Source organism: Paracerasibacillus soli (genome assembly GCF_042432965.1).
In the GTDB taxonomy this organism is placed as follows: domain Bacteria; phylum Bacillota; class Bacilli; order Bacillales; family Amphibacillaceae; genus Paracerasibacillus; species Paracerasibacillus soli.
Map to the genome: position 1 here is coordinate 1 of NZ_JBHLWL010000030.1, position 16,384 is coordinate 16,384.

The 16,384-nt window shown below is 36.1% G+C and carries 15 protein-coding genes; 3 read left to right on the forward strand and 12 right to left on the reverse strand.

Annotation, left to right across the window (positions count from 1 at the left end; genetic code table 11):
- From ACFFIS_RS09555 to hemA, 9 genes are all read right to left on the reverse strand, one after another.
- Window positions 1–213 (reverse strand): HTH domain-containing protein (locus ACFFIS_RS09555; RefSeq protein WP_390187211.1); only part of this gene is annotated, 213 nt, incomplete at its 3' end.
- A gap of 261 nt (window positions 214–474) precedes the next feature.
- Entirely contained in the window at window positions 475–1,887 is a 1,413-nt protein-coding gene (gene hemY / locus ACFFIS_RS09560; RefSeq protein WP_320378438.1) for a protoporphyrinogen oxidase, read from the reverse strand.
- The gene (gene hemH / locus ACFFIS_RS09565) at window positions 1,887–2,822 is read right to left on the reverse strand and encodes a ferrochelatase (protein WP_320378437.1); all 936 of its coding nucleotides are present in this window, start codon (window positions 2,820–2,822) and stop codon (window positions 1,887–1,889) included. The genes hemY and hemH overlap by 1 nt, the downstream gene beginning before the upstream one ends.
- Before the next feature lie 66 nt (window positions 2,823–2,888).
- Window positions 2,889–3,923 carry a uroporphyrinogen decarboxylase gene (gene hemE, locus ACFFIS_RS09570; RefSeq protein WP_390187213.1) on the reverse strand — a complete coding sequence of 345 codons (1,035 nt, stop codon included), beginning with the start codon at window positions 3,921–3,923 and terminating at the stop codon, window positions 2,889–2,891.
- Window positions 3,924–3,953: 30 nt separating this feature from the next.
- Window positions 3,954–5,243 (reverse strand): glutamate-1-semialdehyde 2,1-aminomutase, encoded by a 1,290-nt coding sequence (gene hemL, locus ACFFIS_RS09575; protein ID WP_390187214.1) that lies wholly within the window; start codon window positions 5,241–5,243, stop codon window positions 3,954–3,956.
- Window positions 5,244–5,259: 16 nt separating this feature from the next.
- The gene (hemB, locus tag ACFFIS_RS09580) at window positions 5,260–6,234 is read right to left on the reverse strand and encodes a porphobilinogen synthase (RefSeq protein ID WP_320378436.1); all 975 of its coding nucleotides are present in this window, start codon (window positions 6,232–6,234) and stop codon (window positions 5,260–5,262) included.
- Window positions 6,224–7,009: a uroporphyrinogen-III synthase gene (locus tag ACFFIS_RS09585; protein ID WP_320378435.1), complete on the reverse strand. Its 786-nt coding sequence runs from the start codon at window positions 7,007–7,009 to the stop codon at window positions 6,224–6,226. The genes hemB and ACFFIS_RS09585 overlap by 11 nt, the downstream gene beginning before the upstream one ends.
- Window position 7,010: 1 nt before the next feature.
- The gene (gene hemC / locus ACFFIS_RS09590) at window positions 7,011–7,937 is read right to left on the reverse strand and encodes a hydroxymethylbilane synthase (RefSeq protein ID WP_390187216.1); all 927 of its coding nucleotides are present in this window, start codon (window positions 7,935–7,937) and stop codon (window positions 7,011–7,013) included.
- Window positions 7,938–8,014: 77 nt separating this feature from the next.
- On the reverse strand, window positions 8,015–9,292 hold the full coding sequence (hemA, locus tag ACFFIS_RS09595; protein WP_390187217.1) for a glutamyl-tRNA reductase: 1,278 nt from the start codon (window positions 9,290–9,292) through the stop codon (window positions 8,015–8,017).
- Between the two features lie 220 nt (window positions 9,293–9,512).
- On the opposite strand from hemA, the gene hemQ reads away from it, so the two are divergent.
- The gene (hemQ, locus tag ACFFIS_RS09600) at window positions 9,513–10,265 is read left to right on the forward strand and encodes a hydrogen peroxide-dependent heme synthase (protein ID WP_320378432.1); all 753 of its coding nucleotides are present in this window, start codon (window positions 9,513–9,515) and stop codon (window positions 10,263–10,265) included.
- Window positions 10,266–10,397: 132 nt separating this feature from the next.
- On the opposite strand, the gene hmpA is transcribed toward hemQ, so the two are convergent.
- A complete protein-coding gene (gene hmpA, locus ACFFIS_RS09605) occupies window positions 10,398–11,630 on the reverse strand; it encodes an NO-inducible flavohemoprotein (protein WP_320378431.1) in 1,233 nt (410 codons plus the stop codon).
- 218 nt (window positions 11,631–11,848) lie between these two features.
- Here hmpA and ACFFIS_RS09610 point away from each other — a divergent pair, with 218 nt between their 5' ends.
- The gene (locus ACFFIS_RS09610; RefSeq protein WP_320378430.1) at window positions 11,849–12,283 is read left to right on the forward strand and encodes an Rrf2 family transcriptional regulator; all 435 of its coding nucleotides are present in this window, start codon (window positions 11,849–11,851) and stop codon (window positions 12,281–12,283) included.
- 233 nt (window positions 12,284–12,516) lie between these two features.
- On the opposite strand, the gene ACFFIS_RS09615 is transcribed toward ACFFIS_RS09610, so the two are convergent.
- Window positions 12,517–13,512: an NAD(P)H-quinone oxidoreductase gene (locus ACFFIS_RS09615; protein WP_320378429.1), complete on the reverse strand. Its 996-nt coding sequence runs from the start codon at window positions 13,510–13,512 to the stop codon at window positions 12,517–12,519.
- 283 nt (window positions 13,513–13,795) lie between these two features.
- On the reverse strand, window positions 13,796–15,268 hold the full coding sequence (locus ACFFIS_RS09620) for a methyl-accepting chemotaxis protein (protein WP_390187222.1): 1,473 nt from the start codon (window positions 15,266–15,268) through the stop codon (window positions 13,796–13,798).
- A gap of 189 nt (window positions 15,269–15,457) precedes the next feature.
- Between ACFFIS_RS09620 and ACFFIS_RS09625 the strand changes: the two genes are divergently transcribed.
- On the forward strand, window positions 15,458–16,189 hold the full coding sequence (locus tag ACFFIS_RS09625; protein ID WP_320378426.1) for a DUF3784 domain-containing protein: 732 nt from the start codon (window positions 15,458–15,460) through the stop codon (window positions 16,187–16,189).
- The last annotated feature ends 195 nt before the right edge of the window (window positions 16,190–16,384 follow it).

Sequence of the window (16,384 nt, forward strand, 5' to 3'; positions counted from 1 at the left end):
ACGTTGTTTACCTACGATTTCAAGATCAAATCCTGCATCTTCAAAAATCTGACGTGGAAATTTTCCTTCCTCATATTCTTTAATAGCCCTTGCTTTAAATCCATCTGTATATGTTATCGCTTTTTCGCTAACCGCTTTCACATAAGGATGTTTCATCAGTAATTTCTGTTCCTGATCTGTAAATAACTTTTTCGACATGTTCTTCCGCTCCATCAATCATATATTTTATTTCATTATAAATGAAAGTACCCTATAAGAGAGACCTTTTTTTAAGTGTCTTTCTTATAGGGTACATTTTAATGCTCAACCTGTTTTTTTGTATTTGATTTGCTGTGCAATTTCCTATTAAAGTATTGCTTTTCATTATCTACTGATATTTAATCGTTCTAAAGTAATGGCTCTTTGTTTCCCATAATAGTTTGCTAAAGTATAGTTTACATAAAAATAGGATACATTACGTCCATAAGCAAATATCTATTTACGATATGACGAAGCTAAGAATTGTAATACATCATCTGCCGCTTGTTCTCCTTGCTGAATGCAATCGGGAATTCCAACACCTTCAAAAGAACTGCCTGCTATGAAAACTCCTGGTAATTGTGCCTTCATCTCATTGCGAACCATTTTCACAGTTTCCACATGTCCGACAGTGTACTGTGGCATGGCCTGTTTCCATCTTGTTACCATTGTAAATTCTGGTGACGCAGCTAGATTCATTACCTTTGCCAAATCCTTTAATACAATCTTAACTATTTCATCATCGGCCAAATGGACAATCTTCTGGTCACTTGGTTTTCCAACATAAGCTCTTAATAACACTTTCCCATTTGGCGTTGTCGTCGGCCACTTTTTATCTGTCCACGTACAAGCTGTAATCCGAAAATCACTGTTTCGTGATACAACAAATCCCGTACCATCTTGGTCATACTGTATCGCGGACTGATCAAAAGCCAATACAACATTTGCAACCGAAGTAACCGGAATATCCATAAATGGTGCAAACAAGCTATCTGCTTTGAAAATGCTAGGTAAATGATGGTGTGGTACTGTCATCAATATAGCATCTGCTTCACGCACCTCGTTCTTCTCAAGTTCCAAATGGTAAGCACCATCTTGATGAATAATATGCTTCACTGGTTTTCCGAGTATACATGTGTCATTACCAAGTTTTTGAAACAAAGCCTCTACAATTGTCTCTAATCCATTTTCAAAAGATAAGAACTGCCCCTTCTTTTTACCTGTACTCGCTTGGTCTTGCGGAAGTGTTTTCCTTAAACCTTTTATTAAACTACCATATTCCTGTTCAAGTTTAAAAAACTGAGGAAAAGTAGCCATTAAACTCATTTTATCGATGTCCGAAGAATAAATACCAGATAATAATGGTTCAATAAGGTTTTCAATTAATTCATCACCAAGACGTTGGCGTAAAAAGTGACCAAGTGATTGATCTATCATAGGTTTACTTTTTTGTAACGATAATTCTTCTTGAATCCGTTCCTTTCCAGTCTCTGAGATGATGTGAGTTTCTGTCAAGGCACTCTCCCAAACTGGAATTCCCATGAATGTACCAGAAGGTATTTCATATAAGGTATCCCTTACTAATACATGTGCCTGCCCTGTACTATTTCTAACTAATTGATCTGTTAAACCGAGCTGTGTTACAAGTTTCACTGCAGGTGTTTTTCTTTCCAAAAAAGAATCGGGTCCTCTTTCCATTATAAAACCATTTTTACGTACCGTTTGTATTTTCCCACCTACCCGATGACCCGCTTCGATTAATGTTACTTCATATGGCAGTTGCTGTTCCTTTATTTTCTGCTTTAAGTAGTAAGCCGCCGTTAATCCTGTCATACCACCGCCTACTACTGCAATTTTTTTTGTAGCCATCACTGTTCCCGCTTCACTTTATTTAAAATCACTTTTGACAACGTTTCGATAAAAAGCGGATCCGTATTTGGCATTTCTGGACGATAATATGCCGCTCCAAGTTCATCACATACGACTTTACATTCATAATCATTGTCATATAATACTTCTAAGTGATCAGAAACAAATCCAACAGGTGCGTATACAAATGTACGATAACCTTTTTTCTCATATAAATCACGTGTCAAATCTTGAACATCCGGTCCAATCCATGGATCAGGTGTATTTCCTTCGCTTTGCCAGCCAATCTCATAATCCGTAATTCCGGTCTTTTCCGAAATAAGTTTTGCTGTTTCTTCTAGTTGTGCTATATATGGATCACCATGTTGTAAAATCTTCTCCGGTAGGCTATGGGCAGAAACAATCAAAACAGCTTTATCACGTTCTTCATCTTTCATTTGCTTATACGTCTCCTTAATTTTTTCAGCCCAATATTGAATAAAGCCCTCCTCCGCATACCACTCTTCTATGGTTGATAATGCGATATCATATTGATTTGCCGTTTCTTGTGCTCGGCTATTATATGCCTTGACACTAAAAGTTGAATAGTGTGGAGCAAGAACAATCGAGACTGCTCGTTTAATACCGGACTTCCCCATTTCATTCACTGCATCTTCAATAAATGGCTCTATATGTTTTAACCCGATAAACAACTGAAATTCGAATGTATTCTGGCTGTTATTTAGCTTTGTCTCCAATGCTTTTGCCTGGGCTTCCGTAATTTTTGCTAATGGTGAAATCCCACCAATCGCTTGATAACGCTCTGTTAAATCTTGTAACGCTTCTGGAGAGGGCTTTCTACCATGACGTATATGTGTATAATAACGTTCAATATCTGTTTCTTTATATGGTGTACCATATGCCATTACTAATAAACCAATAATTTCTTTACTCATTTTTTTACACCTCTCTAAATGTCTATTACATGAAGAATTTATTAGTTGAAAAACCTCTTCAAGCTTTTATCGCTGTGAATATGTATGAATGAGCTCCGTTAATCTTTTTAGAGTTGCTGGTCGTACATCAGGCGTTACACCATGTCCTAAGTTAAAAACATGTTTTCCATCAGCCATCCCCTCATCTAGAATAGCTTTTGTGCGTTCTTCAATCATTTCCCAATCAGCTAGTAAAATGGTTGGATCTAAATTACCTTGGAGTACTTTTGTGACACCTAACTGCCGCGCTTCAGAAATGGATGTGCGCCAGTCAAGCCCAATAACATCTACTGGCAGGTCATTCCACTCCATTAGTAAATGACGTGCATGGATACCGAATAAAATCAGTGGTACCCCGTAACTTCTTAACTCAGAAAAAATTCGGTTCATAACTGGCTTAATAAAGTAACGATAATCTGCTGCGTGCAATGCACCTACCCAAGAGTCGAAAATCTGTATTGCGGCAACTCCCGCATCTATTTGTGCTTTTGTATATGTGATAACCATATCACCTAATTTTTCCATTAAAGAAAACCATGCTTCTTGATTCGTATACATAAATGCTTTTGTTTTACTGTATGTCTTTGACGGCCCGCCTTCAATCATATAGCTAGCCAAAGTGAATGGTGCACCGCTAAAGCCAATTAAGGGTACCGTCAACTGTTCTTTCGTTAAAAGCCTAATCGTATCCAAAACATATGGAATGTGTACTTCAGGATGTAATTCTCCTAATTGATCAATATCCTGCTTCGTCCGAATTGGATTGTCAATCACTGGACCAATGCCTGATTTGATTTCTACATCAATACCCATTGCCGGTAATGGACTCATAATATCTTTGTATAGTATCGCTGCATCATTACCGTAATTTTCCACAGGTAGTCTTGTTACATATGCACAAATTTCGGGATTATGTGTAATCTCAAATAGCGTATATTTTTTCCGGATTTCTAAATATTCCTTTTGGGAACGCCCTGCCTGCCGCATATACCATGCAGGTGTATAGTTTGTTTTTTCTCCTTGATATGCACGAATGATTGTATTATTTTTCACGTTAGACATACTCGTCATCCTTTATGAAGTAATAGAAACTTATTCTTTTAAACTAGCAAAGACTTTTTCTACTGCTTGAATTGTTTGATCAATATCTGCATCAGAGTGGGCTGTGGATAAAAATAAACCTTCAAATTGAGACGGTGGTAAAAAAATCCCTTCTTCAATCATACCGCGATAATATGTAGCAAATCGCTCGGTATCAGACGTTTTTGCTGTATCATAATTTTCAACTTGCTCTTCGGTAAAAAAGATTCCTACCATTGATCCAGCACGGTTTATTTGTAACGGAATCCCATTAGATTCTGCAGCCTTCTGATAACCAGCAATTAATCTATCAATCTTTTCATTCATGATGTCATAATCTGTTTTACGAAGCGCGCGTAAAGTTTCATAACCTGCAGCCATTGCTAACGGATTTCCGGATAAAGTTCCCGCTTGATAAATTTCTCCAGCCGGTGCAATATGTTCCATGATTTCTCGCTTACCACCATAAGCGCCAACTGGTAGTCCTCCACCAATCACTTTACCTAAACATGTCAAATCAGGTGTAATATCAAAATAACCTTGTGCACTATGATACCCAACACGGAAACCCGTCATCACTTCATCAAAAATGAGTAATGAGCCATATTCTTCTGTTATGAGACGTAAATCTTGTAAAAATGAATCTTTCGGAGGTACTACCCCCATGTTGCCTGAAACTGGTTCTACAATAACCGCTGCGATATTATCCCTATAATGTTCAAAGGCATTACGAACGCTCTTTATATCATTGTAAGGTACTGTAATCGTATTGCTCGCAATACTTTTAGGTACTCCAGGACTATCAGGTAAACCAAGTGTAGCTACACCGGATCCAGCCTTAATTAATAGGGAGTCCCCATGTCCATGATAATTTCCTTCAAATTTTAAAATAATATCTCTCCCTGTATAGCCACGTGCCAATCGCAAAGCACTCATTGTTGCTTCTGTTCCAGAGTTCACCATCCGCAACATCTCAATCGATGGAAGACGGTCCATCACAAGTTTTGCTAATTTATTTTCCAATAATGTTGGTGCACCAAAACTTGTGCCTTTTTCAACAATTTCCTTCAACTTGGAGATGACCCGTTTATCTGCATGCCCTAAAATAAGCGGTCCCCAACTTAATACGTAATCAATATACTCATTTCCATCAATATCCGTTAGCTTTGAACCTTTCCCATGTTCCATAAAAATTGGATCCATGCCCACTGATTTGAATGCCCGAACAGGTGAATTTACTCCACCAGGCATAAGGTCAACCGCTTCTTTATAGGCATGAACGGATTTTGTATACCCTTTCAAGTTCATCACTCCTTTTTTATTGCAACCATTTCGCTACATCTTTTGCAAAATACGTAATAATTAAATCTGCACCTGCGCGCTTCATCGCCATGAGTTTTTCCATTACCACTGCTTGTTCATCTATCCAGCCATTCATCGCAGCAGCTTTTACCATTGCATATTCTCCACTAACGTTGTATGCAATTACTGGGACCCTAAATGTATCTTTCACAGCCCGCACGATATCTAAATAAGCTAAGGCGGGTTTTACAATGAGAAAGTCTGCGCCTTCTTCAATATCCGTTTCAGCTTCACGCATCGCTTCTAATCTATTGGCCGGATCCATTTGGTATGTTTTCCGATTGCCAAATGTAGGTGTACTATCCGCTGCGTCACGAAATGGACCATAAAATGCAGAGGCATATTTAACGGCATAGGACATAATTGGAACATCTTCAAAACCGACCTTATCCAGCGCTTTTCTAATTGTCACAACAAAGCCGTCCATCATATTTGATGGTGCAATCATATCCGCACCAGCCTTCGCTTGTGATACAGCAGTTTTAGCAAGTAGCGCAAGAGAGGAATCGTTGACTACCTTTTCCTGCTCCACAATGCCACAATGTCCATGTGACGTATACTCACATAAACACGTGTCTGCAATAATGAGCATTTCCGGAACTTCCTGTTTGATTAATCTTATCGCTCTCTGCACAATTCCATCATCATCATAGGCACCTGTACCTGTTTTATCCTTTTCCTTGGGTATGCCGAATAACATTATTGCTTTAATCCCAAGTTCATACACTTCTTTTACTTCGGCTATTACATAATCTAAAGATAATTGGAATACCCCTGGCATAGAAGGTACTTCATTTTTAATATTTTCCCCTTCTATAACAAAAATTGCATAGATTAAATCATCTGTTGTCAATTTGGTTTCTCTCACCATCGAACGCATCGCATCTGATGTCCGCAAACGGCGATGACGCTTAAAATGATTACTTTGCATTGTAGCTCTCAGTCCCTTCCGAAATATAATCGGCTATCTTTTGGATCATACCTTCCGTTGTGAATTCATTTGGAACTAGTAAATGCCTAAATCCATATTCCTTTGCACGCTTTGCAGTAGTTGTACCGATACAGACAACGGCTCTATCCAAATAACATTGATAATCAGGCATTAAATCTACAAATGCGTCTACTGTTGAAGGACTCGTAAATGTGATGAAATCTATTGTTTCCTTTTCTAAAATAACTTGTAATCTTTGTTTGATGTTTACATTCGTAGTAGTTTCATATACTTCGAGCGAATCAAACGGAACGGCATTCTTTCCTAATACTTCCTGTAATACTGTCCCGGATAATTGCCCGCGAACAAGTAATATCGGCCCTTTCACAATACGATTTTGTAAAAATTCAACTGACATTGTTTTGGCGTCATAACGCGATGGGATAAAATCTGCTTCGAAGCCAAACTTTGTTAAAGCTGCATTAGTCTTTGGGCCAACAGTAGCAAGCTTCACTCGCTCATCCATGTGAGATGCAAAACGATGTAACGCACTGAAAAAACAATGTACCCCATTAGCACTTGTAAAAATAATCCATTCATAATGTTCAATTTGTTGTAGAAACTTCCTTTTCTCATCCAAAACTTTGCAAGCCACATTAATTAGTGGTGTTATAAAAGCTTTACCACCTGCTTTTGTAATTCTTGTAGCAAATTCACTCGCTTTTGGCTCATGGCGTGTTATCAAAACCTGTTTCTGTTGCAAATGAGCTGTCATTTTACTGTATCTCCTGTTTTACTTCATTAATGATGTCCATTGCCCCTGCTTTAATTAGAACATCGGCTACTTCCTTTGCTACAGCTATTGGATTTGTACCTACACTTTTATGCTCCAACATCGTTTTTCCATCAAGTTGAATGACCATTCCATGTAAATGAATCTTATCATCGGCTAAATAAGCATATCCGCCAATTGGCGCCTGTTCTTCCTCTCCAAAGCATGCTAGAAACAATCTTTCCGTTTTCACTGCTAATTCTGTCGCTTTATCATTTATTTTTGCTAATAAATGGTGAATTTCCATGTCTTCCTCACGACATTCAATCGCAAGCGCGCCTTGCCCCATCGCAGGTACAAATGATTCGGCTGGTAAATATTCCGTGATGAATTCTTGGCCTATTCCGAGACGATTCAAACCAGCAGCCGCAAGCACAATTGCATCGAATTTCCCATCTTGCATCTGTTTTATGCGGGAATCAATCGGTCCACGAATCCACTTTGTTTGTATATCTGGTCTTACTGCGAATAGTTGGGCAGATCGGCGAATACTACTTGTACCAATTACCGCTCCTGCTGGCAATTCTGCCAATGTTTTTCCATTAACCGCAAGAAGCACATCACGATAATCTTCTCTTACTGGTACAGAGGAAATCATTAATCCCTCCGGCAATTGCACCGGAATATCTTTTAAACTATGTACGGCAAAATCAATCTTCCCATCTACAAGTTCCTGTTCAATTTCTTGTAAAAACACACCACCTCCTCCTAAATGTAGCAGAGAAACATTTTGTCTTTTATCACCTATTGTTACAATTTCCTTTATCTTTATCGGATTTATTACCCCCGCCAGCCTTAATTGTGTCATGACCCATTTCGTTTGGATGAGCGCTAACTTACTATTTCTTGTACCAACGATTAACTCCCGCATTTTCGCCACTCCCGTTTTTTTTAGTGAAAAATGGATACTATTTTAAATTAAAACTTATGTAAAATAAATATTTAAAACTAGCTTTCCTCATGCAGTTCAAGACCGAATATATCTTTAAAAAGTTCTAGTTCATCTTCTGATTTTTGGTTACTCCCCATATATTTTAATTGTTTTATAGGTTCTTCTAGTATTTGATGTGTCACGCTTTTCATATGTTTTTGTAATACTTTTCGCTCACGTGCTGTCAAATCTGGCATTTTCCGATATACACTTTCTAACGTTCTCTCTTGAATTGCAATTGATTTTTCTCGCAAAGCTCTCATAATTGGGACAGCATCAAGCATGGCAACCCAATTTTTAAACGCACACAATTCATCCACAAGTTGTGCTTCAATCATGGTTGCTGCCCGTTTACGTGTTTCCAAGTTTTGCTCAACGACACCATGTAAATCATCCATATCGTATAAAAATACATTATCCAACTTTGCTACATCGCTATCGATATCCCTTGGTACTGCAATATCAATTAAAAATAACGGATTTCCCTTACGCAGCTTTTGTATGGATTGTATAGATTCCTTATTCAAGATGGAAGTTGTAGACGATGTCGAACTAATTAACATATCAGCATCGGTCAAAACATGAAGTAATTGCCCCATATGTACTGCCTTTGCATGAAACGTATGTGCAAGTTTTTCCGCCCTTTCTAACGTCCTATTTACTACAGTAATATTAGTAACACCAGATCCTTGCAGATTTTTTAACGCTAACTCTCCCATTTCTCCAGCACCAAGTATCACAACGTGCTTATCTGTAATATCACCAAAAATCTTTTTCGCCAATTCTACCGCGACATAACTAATCGACACAGCCTGTTCACTAATTTTTGTTTCCCGATGCGCTCGTTTAGCAAAAGTAATGACCCGTTTAAACAACTCATTAAAAATCTTTCCAGTAGCTCGTATTTGCTGTGCAGTTAAAAATGCATCTCTCACCTGACCAAGAATTTGCGTTTCGCCAATAACCAGCGAATCCAACCCTACAGCTAACTTATATAAATGTTTAATAGCTTCATCGCCTTTTAAGTGTTGCAAATATGGCGCAATCTCATCCTTATCCTCTTTAAACCAATCTAGTAAAAATTGTTTGATGGATGCTAATCCTTCTTGGGCATTATGAACCAACGCAAAAAGTTCCGTACGATTACATGTCGAGATAATGACATTTTCCTTCATTTGGTACTGGTCATTTAATTTACGCATTGCTGTTTCAAGCTCAGACTCGGAAAATGATAACTTTTCCCTAATAGCTAGAGGGGCAATCTGATGATTGAAACCAACTTTAATAATATGCATCACATATCTACTCCCCATTAGAAGCATTATCACTATACTTATGTAAATTTCCAATTTGTTGCCAATTAATGCCTAGTTTAACATATTTCGTTCTTGCACTACCACATATATATGAACGCAAGATGAATAAATTGTGAACTCTTTGTGAATTTATGTTTTTATCTGATTTTTGTGATATAGTAAGCGATGAAAATAAATGATAAAAAAAGGAGTGAATGATATGGTTGAAGCGGTTGAAACAATGGATGGCTGGTTTAGCCTACATGATTTAAGGAAAGTAGATTGGGCCAAATGGAAATTGGCTTCTAAAGAAGAACAAACAAAGGCTATCGAAGAATTTAAAACACTTCTCTCCTCATGGGATCAAGTGGAAAAGGATAAAAGTGGTAGTCATTGTATGTATCATATTGTAGGGCAAAAAGCTGATTTAATATTTATAATACTAAGACCGACAATGAAAGGACTAGCAGAAGTGGAAACACACTTAAATAAAACAAAACTTGCTGAATATTTGATTCCTGCATATTCTCATTTGTCAGTCGTTGAACTTTCTAAATATGCTCCACAAAAGGATGGTGTAGATCCAGAAACATTACCAGAAATACAAGCACGCTTAAAGCCAATTTTACCGAAGTACGAGCATATTTCATTTTACCCGATGAATCGAAAAAGAGAAGGTGACGATAACTGGTTTACTTTGGAAAAAAATAAGCGCAGTAAATTATTATATGAGCATAGCCTGACAGGCCGTAAATACGCTGGTAAAGTAAAACAAATTATAACTGGGTCTGTTGGTCTAGATAAATGGGAATGGGGCGTCACATTGTTTGCACACGACGCTCTACAATTGAAAAAGATTGTCTACGAAATGCGTTTCGACACAGCAACATCTCGTTATGGAGAATTTGGTGAATTCTTTATAGGAAACTACTTGGCAAACGATGATTTGAACACGCTTCTTGAGATATCATGATGAAAGAATTAGTTTTATCTTCATTCGCTTTAAATGTATAAAAACATAAAAATAGCATGGTATTCATCATTCCAAAATGAATTTCCATGCTATTTTTTCATGTTATAAATTATGTGTGTATTTAATTATAAATTAATTTGCAGTAGCAATTTCTTGAGCTGGTCCAAAAAATTCAAAATGAATGTTTTCTTCTGCAACATGAAACGCTTTTAAATGACGGTAAATTGCTTGCATAAATCCTTTAGGACCACAGAAATAAAATGAAGCATCATTTGTCGGTACTACGTTCGTGAGCCATTCATAATCTATAAAACCTTGTTTATCATAGTCTTTATCCGCTTCTAATGGATTATCGTAAATTGTATAAGCTGTAACTTGTGAATGTTTATTCGTAATTGCTTTGACATGTTCTTTCATCGCATGGAATTTTCCATTTCTTGTCGCATGAATGAATATAACTTCACGATTTGGTTGGGATTTTGTCACTGTTTCAAGCATACTCATCATTGGTGTAAGTCCAACCCCACCACTTATTAAAATGAGCGGTTTTGTTTCATTATCTACAATAAAATCTCCGGCTGGTGCACTAATAGGTAAAATACTTCCTTCTTCAAGATGGCTGTGTAAATAATTCGATACAATACCAGCAGGATTATTACCTATCGCATCTTCACGTTTTACACTTATTCGATACATCCCCTCACCAGGCGCACATGATAAACTATATTGACGTAAATGCGTGTATGATTCACCAGGAATATTCGCTTTTACTGTAATATATTGTCCAGCCTCAAATGAAGAAAATGGCTCTTCATCAGCAGGTTCTAAATAAAATGATGTAATAACGTCACTTTCAACAACTTTTTTTGCTACTTTAAAGTCACGGAAACCTTCCCAACCACCTACTACATTTGTAGCCTTTTGATATAATCCTTTTTCAACTGTAATAAATGCATTGGCAATTTCCTGATAAGCTTTTCCCCATGCTCCAATTACATCATCATTTGCGACATCTTCACCTAATACTTCTTGCATCGCTAATAGTAAATGCTTTCCAACAATTGGATAGTGCTCTGGTTTAATATTCAAGCTACGGTGCTTTTGTGTAATAGGCTGAATAGCAGGGAGTATTGTTTCTAATTGATCAATATGTGCAGCAGCTGCATAAACCGTATTAGCTAAAGCTTTTGACTGATCCCCTTTACGCTGATTTGTTTGGTTAAAAATATTTTTTAATTCAGGATGATTTTGAAACATAAGCTTATAAAAACAACTTGTAATTTCGTCCCCACGTTTTTCCAAAATCGGTACTGTTGATTTTACGATATTAATTGTTTGTTCATCCAATAAAGTTGTTGTTGCCATTTTTACATACACTCCTTAACATGTAATATGAACCTGAAAGACACTGATGTAATCAACGTTTTGATAGTTTTTAAATTCAGCAAAGTCTAATTAGGTATTTTAATTTTAAACCTGTATTATAAATACATGTTTAACTCATTTTTAATGTTATCATAGTTACAATAGGAAAAAAGCTTTAAGCTGTTACAAAATAGTGACGATTGAAGGAGCACAACATCATGCAATTAAAAAAGTATACAGACTATGCGTTAAGGGTATTAATTTTCACAGGGATGAAGTCAGGTGATGATCTTGCAAGTATCAAAGAAATATCAGAAGTGTATGCCATTTCACAACACCATCTAGGGAAAATTGTTTTTGAATTAAATAAATTAGGACTTATAGAAACGGTAAGAGGAAGATATGGTGGCATACGTTTAGCTAAGCAGCCAGAAGATATTAATGTTGGGGCGGTTGTTCGTGATTTAGAAAATGATTTTTATTTACTTGAATGTTTTAATAAACATTCCAACCACTGTATTATTTCTCCAGCATGTAAATTAAAACATGTACTACATGAAGCATTAGAGGCGTTCTTTCACGTTTTAGATCAATACACTTTAAAGGATCTCATCGTGAATGAAAATGAGCTTCTTGAATTAATGGGGCTTTAGTTTAATAAAAAAATAAAGCACCTATACAAAAATGTATAGGTGCTTGTTCGAAATTTGCGGCGAGTGGACAATGTGTTCACATCACATCAAAGCTGTCCCTCGTCTTACGCAAATCAGCTCATCGCACTGCTAAGTATATCACGATTATGACAGGAGGTAAATAGAGGATTTTTTTGGCCTTTCATGCCATAATTCCTTTATTTATTTTTTTATAGAACTGAAGTCGTTGGCTACTATGCATTCTTCATTGTTTCATCTACCCTCAAAATAATCTTCCCAATATTTTTGTTCTCCTCCATATGTATATGCGCTTGCTGTACCTCATGGAGCGGAAAAACACGATGAACAATTGGTTTAAGTTGTCCCGTTGCAAAGAAAGGCAAAGCGTTTACTACGAAATCAGCCGTTAACTTTGATTTATAATCATTGGATCTTGGAGTTAATAGTGTACCAATAAGTTTGATTCGTTTTCCCATTAATGCCATTAAGTTAACATTATGAACCTCTGCACCACCAAGGACACCAATTAACACCCAACGCCCATCTACTTTCATACTGTTGAGATTCCTTTCCCAATAAGAAGCACCTATAAAATCAAGAATAACATCTACACCAACATGATTAGTTATACGTTTTACTTCTTCATCAAAGAATTGTTCTTTATAATTAATACAAATATCCGCTCCAAGATTATTGCAAAAATCAAGTTTCTTTTGTGATCCAGCAGTCGTGATTACTTTCGCATCTACAAGTTGTTTTGCTAACTGAATTGCCGCCGTTCCAACTCCGCTTCCGCCAGCGTGAATAAGCACGGCATCTTTTTCCTGTAATTGCCCGTGCCAAAACAATGTTTGATAGGCAGTTAAAAACACTTCCGGAATAGCAGCTGCTTCTTCAAATGTAAGATGTGCTGGAATCTCCATTGCACAATTAGCTGGCATCACAGCATATTCCGCATAACCCCCACCATTTACAAGCCCCATGACACGTGTGCCTACTTCTAGCGTCGTGTTTACACCTGCACTTTCCACAATACCCGCTACTTCAACACCTAATATTGGTGTATCCAGATAACCGCCACTACTTTCGCGGTTTACAATATCTGTGCGATTAACAGCAGACGCCTTTACTCTTATTAATACTTCGTCAGATTTGATATTTGGAATAGGTTGTTCTGTTATTTGCAATTGATCTGCTCCACCAGGTTGTTTAACTGTAATTGCCTTCATATACATAACCTCCTCATACGTATTATTTATTTCCATGATAACATAAATCGATACCAAGTAAGATTTCCGCTTACCTTTATGTACGATTGATCACAAGATAATTCATTATCCTAATTATGAAGTCCTTTTAAAAGGTGCTATCTATTGATTCCTCATCAAATAATCATTATTTTTCCAATGAAATAAGGTATGCAAATTCAAGTTAGAATTTACATACCCTCTATTTTCATGTTTGTGCTTTAAAACAGTTCTACTGAAAACTGACTTGTCCCGTCTTTCTATGTCAGGAACTCATAATTATACTTTTTGCGATTTTTTCTGTAGTTTCCATCTCTTCACCGATTTTATTATTCTGCCTATTTAAACTATCTACTTTTACATTCATTTCTTCTAAACTAGCAGACGATTCTTCTATGATAGCAGCCAACTCATTTGTTGCATCATCAACAATAGTTGAATTTTCTTTTACACTAATGGCTAACTGTTCGAAGTTTCTAAACTGCTCATTTAACTTATTTAAATAAGTAGATAATTCAAGAAAAGCATCGTTTACTTGTTCAGTCTTTGCAAGATTATCACTACTCATAGAGACGTTCACATTCATTTTTTCTAAAGCATGTTGATTCGTCATATTTACGTCTTTTAAGTTATTTGTTATTTTTTCAGCTGTTTGGTTTGTATGCTCGGCTAATTTTCGAATTTCTTCTGCGACAACGGAAAAACCTTTTCCTGCTTCACCGGCTCTAGCAGCTTCTATCGATGCGTTTAACGCTAATAAATTCGTTTGTTGACTCACATCGATAATACTTTGTGAAAATGTATTCGTTTCATAAATTTTATTTGACAATGCTTCGAATAAAACACTTAGATCATTTGTGAATGTTCGAAGTTCATCCGTATTAGTAAACAATTGTTCTAACAACGTATTTCCCTTTAAAGCTGTTTCAGTAGATTTATCAAAGTTACGCTTTAACTCTTGCATTTCATTTAGCATACTTTCAGCCTGTTGCAAAGTATCCAAGGAACTCTTCGTAATATTAGAGACCTGGTTAGCTTGTGTACTACCACTTGTAGAAATTTCTTGAATTCCCGCAGAAATCTCCTCTTGTGAAAATAAATTCTCCTGTACTTTTACATTCATATCCGTAATTCTTTCGATTATCCCACTAACATTTTCTTCTAACTGTTTGCTAGTTCTTTCTTTCTCTTTACTTTCTTTCTCACTTTGCTGTAGTAATTCCTCAAGATGTCGATATTGTCGAATGTTTAAATGAATTAAAATCCCACATAGTACACCTGATAAAATATAGGTTGCGAGCGTAATCGATAAATTTTCTTTTAAATATGTCGTTTCTGGTTGAGCTAAAAAACCGTTTAAAAATAAACTAATGATACCTGTTATGTAACCAATAATAAATACTGGGCGCATTAAGTGAATTGTTGATAAAAATAGTAGAAAAAAGAAAATGACTGTCAATGAAAAATTACTTTCAAATAAAAATATCCCTAATAATGCAAATAGATTCGCGATAATGACTAAAAAATATGGATAATGAAAATCCTTCTTCATATATTTTAATATGTAGTAGGCAATAACTAACAGAGCAAATTCAGTAAAATAATATATCCCCTTTTGAAATTCTCCTTGTATGACACTCAAAACCATCGCACTTACAATCGAAATAGAAAAAGCTACTAATGCTAAAACATTCTTTTTCTTTATATCAGAAATCGCAAGTTGTTGAATCGCATTCATGATATCCCTCCTAACTATTCTAATTACCCTCCTATGTTATATCGGTTACAAAAGACCTAAGTTAAAACTTTATGAGCTACAAACTTAGTGGCAATTAATACCAATCGCAAATTAAACAAATATATGAAACTATTTTATACATTTTACGTATAAGATGTAGCACATCTAGAAAGAGAAGGTGTTATCAAAATGAATCCTAGCAAGATCATTTATATCATTACAATGGGCTGGACACTCATCATTTTTGGAGGGATTACGTATTTATTAACAAAGAAACAAGAATTCATACTAATAAATGGTTTTGATAAGCGACCAGAAGAAGAAAAGCAATACTTAGAGGAAAGTGGATATTTGACAGCCCTTGGAAAGGTATTTAAACTTTCATTTTGGGTATTCGCTGTGACATTTGTATTAGGACTACTTCCGATCCCATATGCTTTTGAAATTAGTATAAGCCTATTTATCGTTATTTTGCTGTTTGGGTTAGTATGGGTTCAACGTTTCGAAGTACCACATAAACGTAAAAAGATGACATGGATCATGTCAAGTATTGCTGTTGGAACAGTCGCATTTATAGGTGGTATTTCAGCTTTAGGATATATGGATAACGGTTTTATCGTCGAAGATGGGAAATTTGAAATTACGGGGATGTATGGTGTTGAATGGAAACTATCCGACATTGACGAAGTAGAAATGTTTGATACCTTGCCAGAAATCATTTCAAAAACAGATGGATTTGCTACATCAAATTTATTAAAGGGAAAGTTCATTTTGGAAAAGCCATATAAAAAAGGGCGCTTATTTATTCAAAATAGAGATGCACCAATCCTATGTGTGACAAAGGGAAAAGACCATATATTTATTAGTCGCAAAGATCCTGAAGAAACACTCCAAATATATAAAAAGTTACAGGAGAAATGAGCGTAACATGTTCAACATATCCTCTTATGTGTAAACTATTCTCATATACATATTTAGCTTTTAGAATTTAAAAAGGGTATTACATAATTTAACATAAGTAAAATGTACCCTATAAGAAAGACACTTAAAAAAAGGTCTCTCTTATAGGGTACTTTCATTTATAATGAAATAAAATATATGATTGATGGAGCGGAA